This window comes from Acidovorax sp. NB1 (assembly GCF_005405905.1).
GTDB lineage: Bacteria > Pseudomonadota > Gammaproteobacteria > Burkholderiales > Burkholderiaceae_C > Acidovorax.
The window spans coordinates 1-13,683 of record NZ_BJHU01000048.1 but is presented as its reverse complement, the minus strand read 5'-3'; the positions used below and the strand labels follow the sequence as shown (position 1 = coordinate 13,683).

The window sequence follows — 13,683 nt, the reverse complement described above, 5'->3', positions numbered from 1 at the left end:
GGAAAATTTGAAGCTTTTTAGGCCCCTTGCGCCTGTCCACCAAGCACTGATAGCTATGCTTTTGATAGCTATTGGCGCTGCAGCCCACGCCGCCGACTACACCGGCCCCCTGTTCGACGCCCACCTGCACTACAACGAGGAAGCCTGGGACGGCAAAACGGGCCCCCACCCGCCCGCCGATGTGCTGGCGCGCATGAAGGCCAGCGGCGTGCGCGCCATCGTGGCCAATTCGCGGCCCAACACCGGCTCTCTCACCCTGGCGGGCCTGCCGCAGACCCGCGAGGCGGGCGTGACCGTGGTGCCCTTTGTGCGGCTGTACCGCAACCGCGCCGACTACACCGGCTGGTTTGCCGACGAGAGCATCTACACGATGGTGCAGACCGAGCTGGCGCGCGGCACGGCGGCGGGGCCGTACCGGGGCATTGGTGAATTCCACCTGTACGACAGCGCCAATGCCAACGGCCCCGTGGCCAAAAAGCTCATGGCCCTGGCCGAGCAGCGAGACCTGGTGGTGCTGGCCCATGTGGACGATGTGGCCATCGACCTGCTGATGGCCAACACCCCGTCCAAAGGTCAGAAGGCGCGCCTGATCTGGGCCCACACCGGCATTGGCGGCGCGCCGGTGGAGCGGGTGGATGCGCTCATGGCCCGCTACCCGGGCCTGGTGGGCGAACTCTCGTACCGCCCTGGCCTGGTCTGCGACGACAACCAGCTGTGCCCCGCCTGGCGCGCGCTGCTGCTCAAGTACCCTACGCGTTTCGTGATCGGCTCGGACACCTGGGTCAACCAGCGCTGGCAGCACTACGAAAGCCTGATGCAGGGCTACCGCCAGTGGCTGGGCGGCCTGCCCGCCGATGTGGCGCGCAAGGTGGCGTGGGACAACGCGGCGGGGCTGTTCGGCGTCCCCACCACCAGTCCCTGATCGCTGATTCTGATTGCGCTCGCATGCAACCGAAGCGTCCACTTGTCCCGATGGCTCTCCGAAGCGAGCCCGGCAAGGCCATAAACAGGCTCTCAGTTTCATGGCCTCGGGGGCAGAGCCACCCTGGACCATGAAGGCTGTTTCACGTTCAGGGCTTGCGTTCAGGCGGGCAGCAACCGCGGCTTTGGGACCGCCGCCGCAGACGCAGGGCGGCGCAAGTCCGTGCCCTCGGTCACCTTGAAGCTGGAGGCCGCCTCGGCCAGCCGGTGGGCCTGCTCGCGCAGACTCTGGGCGGCTGCGGCGGATTCTTCCACCAGCGCGGCGTTCTGCTGGGTGGCCTGATCGAGCTGCGCGATCGCTCCGTTCACCATGGCAATGCCGTCGGATTGTTCGCGGGCGCTGGCGGCAATGTGCGCCACCACTTCGGTCACGCGGCCCACCGAGGTCACGATGTTCTGCATGGCGGCCCCTGCGTCCTGCACCAGCTGGGTGCCCGCGCCCACTTTTTCCACGCTGCTGGAAATCAGTCCCTTGATCTCCTTGGCGGCTTCGGCGCTGCGCTGGGCCAGGCTGCGCACCTCGCCCGCCACCACTGCAAAGCCGCGGCCTTGTTCTCCAGCGCGGGCGGCTTCCACCGCAGCGTTCAGCGCGAGGATGTTGGTCTGGAAGGCAATGCCGTCAATCACGCCAATGATGTCTGCAATGCGGCGCGAGCTGGTGTGGATGTCGTCCATGGTCGCCACCACCTGGGCCACCAGGCTTCCGCCCTGAGATGCCACCTCGGCGGCAGAGGAGGCCAGCGTGCTGGCCGTGCGCGCGGCTTCAGCGGATTGCTGCACGGTAGCGGTGAATTGTTCCATGGACGAAGCCGTCTGCTGCAGGTTGGCGGCCGTGTGCTCCGTGCGCGAGGACAGGTCTTGCGTGCCGCCCGCGATCTGGTCGCTGGCGCTGGCGATTTGGTTGCCTGCATCGCGGATCTGGCCAATCACCGAGGCCAGCGAATGCTGCATATCGGCCAGCGCGCGCAGCAGCTGACCGGTTTCGTCGCTGCTGGTGCTCTGCACCTGGGCCGTGAGGTCGCCCCGTGCGATGGTGTCAGCCACAGCCACCGATTCGCTCAGAGGGCGGGTAATGCTGCGCGTGATGGTTGCGGCCAGCACCACGCCCAGGCCGCAGGTGATGGCGCCCAGCGCAATCAGCCACATGCGGGCCTTGTCGTTGGCTGCCTTGATGGGGGCCGCGGATTGGTCCAGTGCCTTGCGCTGCAGTTCCATCAGGGCTTCCACGCGGCCCATGTACTGCTTGGCCGCTGGCACGAAGCGGGTTTCCAGCAGAGCATCGGCCTTGTCCGCATCCCCCTCGCGGCGCAGGCGGATCACCGTATCGCGAGATTCGGTGTAGGTGCGGCGCAGTGCGCTGATGTCGGCAAACAGAGCGCGCTCGGCATCGGTCTGCATCAACCCTTCCACCTTCTTCTGGATCTCGGTGGTGGTGCCGGCAGAGAGCTTTTGCTCCTCGGCGAAGTAGTTGGCCAGGGATGCATCGCTGCTTTTGGCAATGGCAGTGGTACGCCGCACGGCCGTATGGATCAGGCGGTACCAGTCTGTGATCAGCCGTTCCTTGGCAAGGGGTTGTTCAATCACGGCTTGCGTGGAGACAGATGCGGCATGTAGTTGCCACACACCCAGCAAGGTGCCCAGCAGCGACAGTGCCAGCAGCAGGCCGAAGCCCAGGGTCAGGCGTTTTCCTATGGCGATTTGATTCATGTGACGGTTTTGTTTCAAGTGCGCCGTCGAGGTTATCGGGCACTCACCACCAGGGGCTTGATGAGGGTCAAGCCCTGTCACATTTTGTAAGGGTTATCCCGAAAGGTCTGCTGGGCAGAGGTAGCGGTGGATGCTTCTGGCCGCACCCTGCCACCTCTCACGGAATCACTGACCATCCGGCGCATGCCAGCTGGAAGTGGTGCGAGACAGGTCTAGATGGCAGGCCTCTGGAGGCTCTCAGGCTGCCGCCAGGTGGTGGGGGGGACGGCAGAGACCGAAAGAAGGGCAAGGCGGGGGCGGCACGCAGATGAGAAAGCGCTGCGTATGTTGGGGTGGTTGGTTTGAAAAAAACTGATTTCAACAGGGGTGCCCCCGCCAGGGCTATCGCGTGCTGGTGCGGGCGAGGTAACGCTTGCGCCAAAACAGCAGCACCAGCGCCAAGGCGATCACGATCATGGACCCTGTGGCCCACCAGAAGCCGTCCTGCTTGTGGATGAGCGGCAAAAACTCAAAGTTCATGCCGAAGATGCCGGCGATCAGGTTCAGCGGCAGGAACACGGCGGTGAGTGCGGTGAGCGTGCGCATGATGTCGTTGGTGCGGTTGCTCTGCACCGAAAAGTGCATCTGCACGGCGGTTTCGGTGCTTTGCTCCAGGCGCCGCACGTGGTGCACCACGCGTTCGATGTGCTCCAGCACATCGCGGCTGCGCACCTTGAGCAGGTCCAGCTCGCGCAGGCCGGCGGGCGTGTCGGGCAAGGCCCAGGTTTCCAGGGCGTCGATCCAGTCCTGCACGGCGGTGCGCTGGTCTTCGCAGATTTCGTCCAGCCCGTGCAGGGCCAGGCGGGCTTCGAGCAGCGAGCCCCAGTTCACGTAGCGCGCGCGGGGCTTGAGCAGCTCGGTCTGCCAGTGGTCCAGCTGGCGTGTGAGTTCGCGGCGCAGGTCCAGGTAGCCGTCCACCATCTGGTTGACCACGCGCAGCATCAGGTCGGCCGGGCTGGTGGGCACGCGGGCGCCGGGCACGGGGCTGCTGCGGCCTTCGCTTGGGCTGGCGGGCAGGGCGGCCAGCAGGCGGGCGGCATAGGCGTCGCGCACCGCGCAGTCGGTGGGGTGCACGGTCAGCAGCAACTGGTCGAATACGGCAAAACCCACCGGGCTGGTGTCGATGCGGCGCAGCACGGGCGGGCCGCTGCGCTTGAGCGGCGCACTGGCCGGGCCGTCACTCCCGGGGGCCGGGTCGGCGGCTTCGCCCTGCGCAGTGGCCAGGCGGCGGAACACCAGCAGGTCGTACTGCGAGGTGTAGTCGTAGTGCGAGGGCAGCTGGGCGTTGAGCAGGTCGGACACATGCAGGTCCACCAGCTGCAGTCCCACCAGGGCCTGCAGGCTGGCCTGGACCTCGGCCAGCTGCGCCTGGAAGGCCGGGCGTGCGCAGGCAATCCAGACAAAACCCTGGGCGGGCATCTGCGTGGGCAGCGCGGCCAGCTCCTGCACGCCGCCGCTGTGGATGTGAAAGATGCGCATGAACAACTGGGCCCCGGGTTTGTGTTCAAAAAATGGCTTCTGCGCGCACTGGGTAAGCGCTGGCAGCTATTATTTTTGAAGTTTCCGGGCGACGTCGCGGGCAAAGTAGGTCAGCACGCCATCGGCGCCTGCGCGCTTGAAGGCCAGCAGGCTTTCCATCATCACGGCATCGTGGTCCAGCCAGCCGTTGGCGGCGGCGGCCTTGATCATGGCGTACTCGCCGCTGACCTGGTAGGCGAAGGTGGGCACCTTGAACTCGTCCTTCACGCGGCGCACGATGTCGAGGTAGGGCATGCCGGGTTTCACCATCACCATGTCGGCGCCTTCGGCGATGTCGATGGCTACTTCGCGCAGGGCTTCGTCGCTGTTGCCGGGGTCCATCTGGTAGACGTTCTTGTCGGCCTTGCCCAGGGCGCCGCGCGTGCCCACCGCGTCGCGGAAGGGGCCGTAGAAGGCGCTGGCGTATTTGGCGCTGTAGGCCATGATGCGGGTGTGGATGTGGCCCTGCACTTCCAGCGCCTCGCGGATGGCGCCGATGCGGCCGTCCATCATGTCGCTGGGCGCGACGATGTCCACGCCCGCCTCGGCATGCGTGAGCGCCTGGCCGGTGAGGATCTCCACCGTCTCGTCATTGATGATGTAGCCGGTCTCGTCCAGCACGCCGTCCTGGCCATGGCTGGTGTAGGGGTCCAGCGCCACGTCGGTCATCACGCCCAGGTCGGGGAATTCTTTCTTGAGCGCCCGCACCACGCGCGGGATCAGGCCGTTGGGGTTCAGGGCTTCCTTGCCGTCCGGCGTCTTGAGCGACGGGTCAATCGCCGGGAACAGCGCCAGCACCGGGATGCCCAGCTTCACGCAGTCTTCGGCCACGGGCAGCAGCAAGTCCAGGCTCAGGCGGTCCACGCCGGGCATGGAGGTCACGGCCTCGCTGCGGTTCGTGCCCTCGTGCACGAACACGGGGTAGATCAGGTCGTCGGCGGTGACCAGGTTCTCGCGCACCAGGCGGCGGGTGAAGGCATCGCGGCGCAGGCGGCGGGGGCGGTTCTGGGGGAAGGGGGCAGGGCTTTGGAGGTGCATCACTGGATTATGAAGCCCCCCCTGTGCCGCTGCGCGGCTTCCCCCCGAGGGGGGACGCACCCCCTGGACCGGCACAGCCGGATCCACGGGTGCACCGGCGTGGCGCGTGCCCGTTTCAAGCCGCAAGGCCTCACACGTTCACTCTGGAAATGCCGCTTGTAACAGCCTGTGCCCGGTGCTAAATTGGCGCCGGGCGGCTTGCTGCCCCCCGCTTTCCTCCCTGAGCGGGGCCTCGGATTGCAGCAATGCAAAACAGGCTTTCCTGGCCCGGCGGACAGCCGGGCTTTTTTTGTCCGGGTCTGGGCCGTAGCAAAGCTTGCTGGAACGTAAACTGCACCCATGCTCTGGGTCAAAGCCTTTCACATCGTTTTCGTGGCCAGCTGGTTTGCTGGCCTTTTCTATTTGCCACGCATCTTCGTGAACCTGCAGATGGTGGCCCCGGGCTCGGTGGCTGAGCGCGAACGGCTGCTGTTGATGGCGCGCAAGCTGCTGCGCTTCACCACCTTGCTGGCGGTGCCTGCGCTGGCCCTGGGGGTGTGGCTCTGGATGGGCTACGGCATCGGCCGGGGCCATGGCAATGGCTGGATGCACGCCAAGCTGGCCGTGGTGCTGCTGGTGATCGGCTACCACCATGCCTGCGCCGTGCTGCTGCGCAAGCTGGCCGATGGCACCTGCCGAAGGAGCCATGTGTGGTTCCGCTGGTTCAACGAGGCGCCCGTCCTGCTGCTGCTGGTGGCGGTGATCCTGGTGGTGGTCAAACCGTTTTGATGGTGCAGGGCGGACGCTGGTGCACAAGACTTCTGCCTGGCCCCTGGCGCTGATCTACACGGCGCTCATTGTTTTTGCGAGCCTGTTCCCGTTTGACGGCTGGCGCGCGCAGGGCATTGACCCGCTGGTGTTCCTGCTGGCCCGCCTGCCCCCGCCGTACTGGACGGGGTTTGACGTGGTCACCAACGCCGCGGGTTATGCGCCGCTGGGCTTTTTGCTGGTGCTGGGCCTGCTGCGCTCGGGCTGGCGGCGTGTGCTGGCGGCCGTGGCGCTGGCCACGGTGGCGGGCACGCTGCTGTCGCTGTCACTGGAGTTTCTGCAGATCTACCTGCCCCGGCGGGTGCCGTCGAACCTGGACCTGCTGCTCAACATGGGCGGCACCCTGGCGGGCGCCCTGAGCGCCGCCCTGCTGGAGCGCCTGGGCGCGCTGGACCGCTGGAGCGACTTTCGCTCGCGCTGGTTTGTCTCGGACGCTTCGGGAGGCATGGTGTTGCTGGCGCTGTGGCCGATGGCGCTGCTGTTCCCGGCGGCTGTGCCCTTTGGCCTGGGCCAGGTGCTGGAGCGGCTGGAGGCGGCGCTCATCGAGCTGCTGGCCGACACCCCGTTTCTGGACTGGCTGCCCCTGCGCGAGGCAGCGCTCGACCCGCTCTCGCCCAGTGGCGAGCTGCTGTGTGTGACGCTGGGCCTGCTCATCCCCTGCCTGCTGGGCTACTGCGTGATCCGCCAGATGGGGCGGCGCGCGCTGTTTGCGCTGGGGGTGGTGGCGGTGGGTGTGGTCCTCACGGCGCTGTCGGCCGCGTTGAGCTGGGGCCCGGTGCACGCCTGGGAATGGATGAGCCTGCCCGTGCGCGTGGGCGTGTGGGGCGCGCTGGCGCTGGCGCTGCTCTTGCTGGCCCTGCCGCGCCGGGCCTGCGCCGCCATGCTGCTGCTGGCGCTGGCCTGGCACCTGGCGCTGCTCAACCAGGCGCCCACCAGCGCGTATTTCGCCCAGACGCTGCAGATCTGGGAGCAGGGGCGCTTCATCCGTTTCTACGGCCTGGGGCAGTGGCTGGGCTGGCTGTGGCCTTATGCCACGCTGCTGTATGTGTTGCTGCGCGTGTCCCGGCGGGATGCGCAAACCTAAAATGCCGGGATGAGCGAACCATCCACCGCACCGGCCGCAGCGCCCGGCTATTACCAGCGCCACATCTTCTTTTGCCTGAACGACCGCACCAACGGCGAAGACAGCTGTGCCCACCACAACGCCCAGGCGGGGTTTGACCGCTGCAAGGCCCAGGTCAAGGCGGCCGGGCTGGCGGGCGCCGGCAAGGTGCGCGTGAACAAGGCAGGCTGCCTGGACCGCTGCGCGGGCGGCCCTGTGGCCGTGGTCTACCCAGAAGGCACCTGGTACACCTACGTGGACGCAGCCGATATCGACGAAATCGTCGAATCGCACCTCAAGAACGGCCAGGTGGTGGAACGCCTGGTCACGCCAGCGGAACTTGGCCGCTGATACGGGCTCCATCCCGCTTCGGTTTTTGAATGATTTTGGCTGCTTCCGCCTGATGGATAAGCGTTTGCAGCTATTAATAGAGTAGCAATCCCGTGAATGCCCAGACCGAACGCCTGACCCTGACCGGCCCCGCAGGCGCCATCGAGGCCGTGCGCGACAGCGCCGCGCTGGCCGAGGGCGCCAGCCCCCGGGGCGTGGCCATCATTGCCCACCCCCATCCGCTGTTTGGCGGCACCATGGACAACAAGGTGGTGCAGACCCTGGCGCGCGCCTTGGTGCAATGCGGCTGGACGGCCGTGCGCTTCAACTTCCGGGGTGTGGGCGGCACAGCGGGTGTGCATGACGACGGCCGGGGCGAGTTGCAAGACCTGCTCGCCGTGGTGGAGCAGGTGGCGCCTGTGGCTGAAGGCCAGCGCATCGCGCTGGCGGGTTTTTCGTTTGGCGCCTTTGTCACCAGCCACGCGCTGGCGGCGCTCTGGCCGACGGGCCGCGTGGACAAAACCGTGCTGGTTGGCACCGCCGCCAGCCGATTCACCGTGGCCCCGGTGCCCCCCGACGCCCACCTGAGCACCCTGGTCGTGCATGGCGAGGCGGACGACACCGTGCCACTGGCATCCGTCATGGACTGGGCACGGCCCCAGATACTGCCTGTCACAGTGATCCCCGCAGGGGGGCATTTCTTTCACGGACAATTGCCGCTCTTGAAGAATCTGGTGGTGCGCCACCTGCAATCGGGCGCCTGAGGGGGCGGCCCGGGCTCTCCGGGCCTTCATCCCCTCTCTGCGCATTTTTCTTTTCCTCTTTTTCTGAGCCTCTCCAGCCCCCTATTGCCCCATGAAACGAATCCTGTCTGCGTTGCGATCCCTGGCCGTCTTTGCTGCGGTGGCCCCGGCTGCCTTTGGCGCCCTGGCCCAGGCACCCCAGCCCCCCGAAATCGCCGCGCGCACCTACATGCTGGTGGATGTCACCGCCAACCAGGTGCTGGCCGCCAAGGACATCGACGCACCGGTGGAGCAGGCCTCGCTCACCAAGCTCATGACGGGCTACCTGGTGTTTGACGCGCTGCGCGCCAAGAAGATCGCGCTGGACCAGAAGCTGCCGGTGAGCGTGCGCGCCTGGAAGATGCCTGGCTCGCGCATGTTCATCGACCCCAAGATGCAGGTGCCGGTCGAAGACCTCATCAAGGGCATGATCGTGCAGTCCGGCAACGACGCCACCATGGCCCTGGCCGAAGGCGTGGGCGGCACGGCCGAGAACTTCGTCAAGCTCATGAACGACCAGGCCAAGGCCCTGGGCATGAACGGCACGAGCTACAAGAACCCCGAAGGCCTGACCGAGCCCGGCCACACCACCACGGCGCGTGACCTCTCCGTGCTGGCCATGCGCCTGATGAAGGACTTCCCGGAGTACATGCACTATTACTCCACCAAGCAGTACAGCTACCCGGGCACCCCGGCATCGAACGGCAGCAACCGCAATTCGCTGCTGTTCCGCGACCCGACCGTGGACGGCCTCAAGACCGGCCACACCGCCGCCGCGGGCTACTGCCTGGTGGCCACGTCCAAGCGTGAATTCCCCGGCGTGGGCCAGCGCCGCCTGCTGTCCATCGTGCTCGGCGCCGCAAGCGAAAACGCGCGCGCGAACGAAAGCCAGAAGCTGCTGAACTGGGGCTACACCGCGTTCGAGGCGGTCAAGCTGTTCGACGCAGGCAAGCCCGTGGCCACGCCCGCTGTCTGGAAGGGCAAGGACAGCGTGCTGAAAATCGGCCGCGAAGAAGCCATCGTCGTGGCCGTGCCTGCGGGCAGCGCTGGCAAGGTCACGACCCAGATATCCCGCCCCGATCCGCTGGTGGCGCCTTACACCAAGGGCCAGCCTATCGGCACCCTGAAGGTGATGCTGGGCGAGCAGTCCGTCGGCGAGGTGCCGTTGGTGGCGCTGGAGGCGGTGGAGCAGGCGGGTATTCTGGGTCGCGCCTGGGATGCGATCCGTCTTTGGATCAAGTAGAGGGCAACCCCCTGAGGCGCTGTCGCGCCTTCACCCCCTTCTCTCGAATCGCTGCGCGATTCGGGAAGGGGGCGCAGCCGGTGCTGCGGGGCGGCCCTTGCACGGCTGCCGCCCGTGGGTAGCGCGCTTTCGACGGTTGTGGGTGGCGATGCTTTGCGCCGCAGTCCGGCTGGGCCGAGAGAGAACGCTTGCTGCGTCCATGGGGAGAAGCCTCGTACCGCTTGCCCGTTCAGGGGCTTGCTGCTACATTAGAAGGCTTTTCGGAATTTCCGAAGGGTTTCACGTTTTCGTTTTTTACGTTTAGGGACGTATTTCATGCCAACCATCAATCAACTGGTCCGTCAGGGGCGCGAGGTCGAAAAGACCAAGTCCAAGAGCCCTGCGATGGAAAACTCTCCACAGCGCCGCGGCGTGTGCACCCGTGTGTACACCACGACGCCTAAGAAGCCTAACTCCGCTCTGCGTAAGGTTGCCAAGGTGCGCCTGACCAACGGTTTTGAGGTGATCTCCTACATCGGCGGTGAAGGCCACAACCTGCAGGAACACAGCGTGGTGCTGGTTCGCGGCGGTCGTGTGAAGGACTTGCCCGGTGTGCGTTACCACATCGTGCGTGGTTCGCTCGACTTGCAAGGCGTGAAAGACCGCAAGCAAGCGCGCTCCAAGTACGGCGCCAAGAAGCCCAAGGCCAAGTAAGCCCTGCGCTTTTTTGCAAAGAATTTTCGGTGCTGTTTCCCGCGTGGCGCGGTGATCCAGCGTAGTGACCCCAAACGCAGATAGTCTGCGCGGGTCGAGTAAGTGGGAGTCCTGAATTGGCTCTCGCGGTGCCGGAAACGGTGCCAACTGAAGCAAAGATAGAGGTAAAAAATGCCACGTCGTCGCGAAGTCCCCAAACGTGAAATCCTGCCGGATCCCAAGTTCGGCAATGTAGAGCTGTCCAAATTCATGAACGTGATCATGGAAGGCGGCAAGAAGGCAGTTGCAGAGCGCATCATTTACGGCGCCCTGGAACTGATCGAGAAGAAGCACCCCGATAAGGACCCTCTGGAAGCCTTCACCGTTGCCATCAACAACGTGAAGCCCATGGTGGAAGTGAAGTCCCGCCGCGTGGGTGGTGCCAACTACCAGGTGCCTGTGGAAGTGCGTCCTGTCCGTCGCCTGGCCCTGTCCATGCGCTGGATCAAGGAAGCCGCCCGCAAGCGTGGCGAAAAGTCGATGGCCCAACGTCTGGCCAACGAACTGCTGGAAGCCACCGAAGGCCGTGGCGGCGCCATGAAGAAGCGTGACGAAGTTCACCGCATGGCCGAAGCCAACAAGGCATTCAGCCACTTCCGCTTCTAAAACGCGGATTTGTCCTGATATAGGCCAAGGCTGCAGGTGTTTTGCCTGCAGCCTTGTGTCGATTCAGGCAGTCACAAAATTGACGGGCATTCTTGCCAGTATGGCTGCCCGACACCCTCCCCAATACGACCCATCAAGGATCCACCATGGCTCGCAAGACTCCCATCGAGCGCTACCGCAATATCGGTATCTCGGCCCACATTGACGCTGGCAAGACCACGACCACCGAACGCATTCTGTTCTACACGGGCGTGAGCCACAAGATTGGTGAAGTGCACGACGGCGCTGCCACCATGGACTGGATGGAACAAGAGCAAGAGCGCGGCATCACGATCACCTCGGCTGCCACGACCTGCTTCTGGAAGGGCATGGACAACTCGTACGACGAGCACCGCTTCAACATCATCGACACCCCCGGTCACGTGGACTTCACGATCGAAGTGGAGCGTTCCATGCGCGTGCTGGACGGCGCCTGCATGGTGTACTGTGCCGTGGGCGGCGTGCAGCCTCAGTCGGAAACCGTGTGGCGCCAGGCCAACAAGTACAAGGTGCCTCGTCTGGCCTTTGTGAACAAGATGGACCGCACCGGTGCCAACTTCTTCAAGGTCTACGACCAGATGAAGCTGCGCCTGAAGGCCAACCCCGTGCCCGTCGTGATCCCGATTGGTGCCGAAGACAAGTTCACCGGCGTGGTGGACCTGCTCAAGATGAAGGCCATCATCTGGGACGAAGCCTCGCAAGGCATGAAGTTCAGCTACGAAGACATCCCGGCCGACCTGGTGGAGTCCGCCAAGGAATGGCGCGAGAAGATGGTGGAAGCCGCTGCCGAAGCGTCTGAAGACCTGATGAACAAGTACCTCGAAGAAGGTGACTTGAGCGAAGCCGAGATCAAGCTGGGCCTGCGTACACGCACCATCGCCACGGAAATCCACCCGATGCTGTGCGGTACCGCGTTCAAGAACAAGGGTGTGCAGCGCATGCTGGACGCCGTGATCGACTACCTGCCTGCGCCAACGGACATTCCTGATGTGACCGGCACGGACGATGACGAGCAGCCTGTTTCCCGCAAGGCCGACGACGCAGAGAAGTTCTCTGCGCTGGCGTTCAAGCTGATGACGGACCCGTTCGTGGGCCAGCTGACCTTCGTGCGCGTGTACTCCGGCGTGCTGACCAAGGGCGACACGGTCTACAACCCCATCAAGGGCAAGAAAGAGCGTATCGGCCGTATCGTGCAGATGCATGCCAACGAGCGCCAGGAAGTCGAAGAAATTCGCGCCGGTGACATCGCTGCCTGCGTGGGCCTGAAGGAAGTGACCACGGGCGAAACCCTGTGCGACGTGAACTCGCAGATCATTCTCGAGCGCATGATTTTCCCTGAGCCCGTGATTTCGCAGGCTGTGGAACCCAAGACCAAGGCCGACCAGGAAAAGATGGGTATCGCACTGCAGCGTCTGGCTGCTGAAGATCCATCCTTCCGCGTGAAGACCGACGAAGAATCCGGCCAGACCATCATTTCCGGTATGGGCGAGCTCCACCTGGAAATCATCGTGGACCGCATGAAGCGTGAATTCGGTGTGGAAGCCAACGTGGGCAAGCCCCAGGTTGCCTACCGCGAAACCATCCGCAAGACGGTGGAAGAAGCCGAAGGCAAGTTTGTGCGCCAGTCCGGTGGTAAGGGCCAGTACGGCCACGTTGTGCTCAAGATCGAGCCGAACGAAGCCGGCAAAGGCATCGAGTTCGTCGATGCGATCAAGGGCGGCGTGGTGCCTCGCGAATTCATCCCAGCGGTGGAAAAGGGTATCAACGAAGCCGTCACGCAAGGCGTGCTGGCCGGCTACCCCGTGGTGGACGTCAAGGTCACGCTGCACTTCGGTTCGTACCACGATGTGGACTCGAACGAACTGGCGTTTAAGATGGCTGCCATCTTCGGCTTCAAGGAAGGTTGCAAGAAGGCCGGTCCGGTCATCCTGGAACCCATGATGGCCGTGGAAGTGGAAACGCCTGAAGACTACGCCGGCAACGTGATGGGCGACCTGTCCAGCCGTCGCGGCATGGTGCAGGGCATGGATGACATCCCAGGCGGTGGCAAGGCCATCCGCGCTGAAGTGCCGCTGTCGGAAATGTTCGGCTACTCCACGACCCTGCGTTCCGCAACGCAAGGCCGGGCTACGTACTCGATGGAATTCAAGCACTACAGCGAAGCACCTCGCAACGTGTCTGAAGCCATCATGGCTGCTCGCGCAAAATAATGCTCTAAATAGTTGCTGGCGCCTGTCCAATAAGCGCTAGCAGCTATTGATTGAATAGCAAATTTTTTTGCAATCTGCGACCCGGTGCCGTCCCGTTGCTCTGTGCAGGACGAATCAGCAATCGGGTGCAGACGTTAAACCCCAACACAGGCATCGCTCTTTGGAGAATTGAAAATGGCAAAAGGTAAATTCGAACGGACCAAGCCCCACGTCAACGTGGGCACGATCGGCCACGTGGACCACGGCAAGACGACCCTGACGGCAGCCATCGCTACCGTGCTGTCTGCCAAGTTCGGCGGTGAAGCCAAGGCTTACGACCAGATCGACGCAGCGCCCGAAGAAAAGGCCCGCGGTATCACCATCAACACCGCCCACGTGGAATACGAAACGGCCAACCGCCACTACGCCCACGTGGACTGCCCCGGTCACGCCGACTATGTGAAGAACATGATCACCGGCGCTGCCCAGATGGACGGCGCTATCCTGGTGTGCTCGGCCGCTGACGGCCCCATGCCCCAGACCCGTGAGCACATCCTGTTGGCCCGCCAA

13 protein-coding genes are annotated in these 13,683 nt (G+C 64.3%); 10 read left to right on the top strand and 3 right to left on the bottom strand.

Translation table 11 applies throughout. The features are described from left to right. The first annotated feature begins 55 nt into the window (after positions 1-55). On the top strand, positions 56-922 hold the full coding sequence (locus AvAM_RS21870; RefSeq protein ID WP_137749048.1) for an amidohydrolase family protein: 867 nt from the start codon (positions 56-58) through the stop codon (positions 920-922). A gap of 161 nt (positions 923-1,083) precedes the next feature. Here the strand turns inward: AvAM_RS21870 and AvAM_RS21865 are convergent, their stop codons facing one another. From AvAM_RS21865 to hemB, 3 genes are all read right to left on the bottom strand, one after another. Next, positions 1,084-2,688 (bottom strand): methyl-accepting chemotaxis protein, encoded by a 1,605-nt coding sequence (locus tag AvAM_RS21865; protein ID WP_137749047.1) that lies wholly within the window; start codon positions 2,686-2,688, stop codon positions 1,084-1,086. 381 nt (positions 2,689-3,069) lie between these two features. Beyond that, complete coding sequence (locus AvAM_RS21860) at positions 3,070-4,206, bottom strand: magnesium transporter CorA family protein (protein ID WP_137749046.1); 1,137 nt, start codon at positions 4,204-4,206, stop codon at positions 3,070-3,072. 69 nt (positions 4,207-4,275) lie between these two features. Beyond that, positions 4,276-5,283, bottom strand: a complete 1,008-nt coding sequence (hemB, locus tag AvAM_RS21855; protein ID WP_137749045.1) for a porphobilinogen synthase — start codon at positions 5,281-5,283, stop codon at positions 4,276-4,278. A gap of 339 nt (positions 5,284-5,622) precedes the next feature. On the opposite strand from hemB, the gene AvAM_RS21850 reads away from it, so the two are divergent. The 9 genes from AvAM_RS21850 to AvAM_RS21810 form a co-directional block, all read left to right on the top strand. Further along, positions 5,623-6,051 carry a CopD family protein gene (locus AvAM_RS21850; RefSeq protein WP_137749044.1) on the top strand — a complete coding sequence of 143 codons (429 nt, stop codon included), beginning with the start codon at positions 5,623-5,625 and terminating at the stop codon, positions 6,049-6,051. A gap of 19 nt (positions 6,052-6,070) precedes the next feature. After that, a complete protein-coding gene (locus AvAM_RS21845) occupies positions 6,071-7,174 on the top strand; it encodes a VanZ family protein (protein WP_171012363.1) in 1,104 nt (367 codons plus the stop codon). A gap of 9 nt (positions 7,175-7,183) precedes the next feature. Continuing rightward, positions 7,184-7,543, top strand: coding sequence for a ferredoxin (locus AvAM_RS21840; RefSeq protein ID WP_137749042.1), 360 nt, complete (start codon positions 7,184-7,186; stop codon positions 7,541-7,543). A gap of 92 nt (positions 7,544-7,635) precedes the next feature. Continuing rightward, entirely contained in the window at positions 7,636-8,286 is a 651-nt protein-coding gene (locus tag AvAM_RS21835; protein ID WP_137749041.1) for an alpha/beta hydrolase, read from the top strand. A 91-nt stretch (positions 8,287-8,377) separates the two neighbouring features. After that, positions 8,378-9,547 (top strand): D-alanyl-D-alanine carboxypeptidase family protein, encoded by a 1,170-nt coding sequence (locus AvAM_RS21830; protein ID WP_137749040.1) that lies wholly within the window; start codon positions 8,378-8,380, stop codon positions 9,545-9,547. Between the two features lie 315 nt (positions 9,548-9,862). Next, positions 9,863-10,240, top strand: a complete 378-nt coding sequence (gene rpsL, locus AvAM_RS21825) for a 30S ribosomal protein S12 (RefSeq protein WP_015012185.1) — start codon at positions 9,863-9,865, stop codon at positions 10,238-10,240. A 171-nt stretch (positions 10,241-10,411) separates the two neighbouring features. Then, the gene (gene rpsG / locus AvAM_RS21820; RefSeq protein WP_005798541.1) at positions 10,412-10,885 is read left to right on the top strand and encodes a 30S ribosomal protein S7; all 474 of its coding nucleotides are present in this window, start codon (positions 10,412-10,414) and stop codon (positions 10,883-10,885) included. Positions 10,886-11,031: 146 nt separating this feature from the next. Beyond that, the gene (gene fusA / locus AvAM_RS21815; protein WP_137749039.1) at positions 11,032-13,134 is read left to right on the top strand and encodes an elongation factor G; all 2,103 of its coding nucleotides are present in this window, start codon (positions 11,032-11,034) and stop codon (positions 13,132-13,134) included. 174 nt (positions 13,135-13,308) lie between these two features. Beyond that, positions 13,309-13,683, top strand: a 375-nt coding sequence (locus AvAM_RS21810) for a GTP-binding protein (RefSeq protein WP_171012197.1), incomplete at its 3' end; no start/stop codon positions are given.

Bases quoted from the DNA above. Each gene is read 5' to 3' on its own strand.
- rpsG (WP_005798541.1), top strand. From the start codon at position 10,412: ATGCCACGTCGTCGCGAAGTCCCCAAACGTGAAATCCTGCCGGATCCC.
- AvAM_RS21830 (WP_137749040.1), top strand. From the start codon at position 8,378: ATGAAACGAATCCTGTCTGCGTTGCGATCCCTGGCCGTCTTTGCTGCG.
- fusA (WP_137749039.1), top strand. From the start codon at position 11,032: ATGGCTCGCAAGACTCCCATCGAGCGCTACCGCAATATCGGTATCTCG.
- AvAM_RS21840 (WP_137749042.1), top strand. From the start codon at position 7,184: ATGAGCGAACCATCCACCGCACCGGCCGCAGCGCCCGGCTATTACCAG.
- hemB (WP_137749045.1), bottom strand. From the start codon at position 5,283: ATGCACCTCCAAAGCCCTGCCCCCTTCCCCCAGAACCGCCCCCGCCGC.
- rpsL (WP_015012185.1), top strand. From the start codon at position 9,863: ATGCCAACCATCAATCAACTGGTCCGTCAGGGGCGCGAGGTCGAAAAG.
- AvAM_RS21870 (WP_137749048.1), top strand. From the start codon at position 56: ATGCTTTTGATAGCTATTGGCGCTGCAGCCCACGCCGCCGACTACACC.
- AvAM_RS21865 (WP_137749047.1), bottom strand. From the start codon at position 2,688: ATGAATCAAATCGCCATAGGAAAACGCCTGACCCTGGGCTTCGGCCTG.
- AvAM_RS21850 (WP_137749044.1), top strand. From the start codon at position 5,623: ATGCTCTGGGTCAAAGCCTTTCACATCGTTTTCGTGGCCAGCTGGTTT.
- AvAM_RS21860 (WP_137749046.1), bottom strand. From the start codon at position 4,206: ATGCGCATCTTTCACATCCACAGCGGCGGCGTGCAGGAGCTGGCCGCG.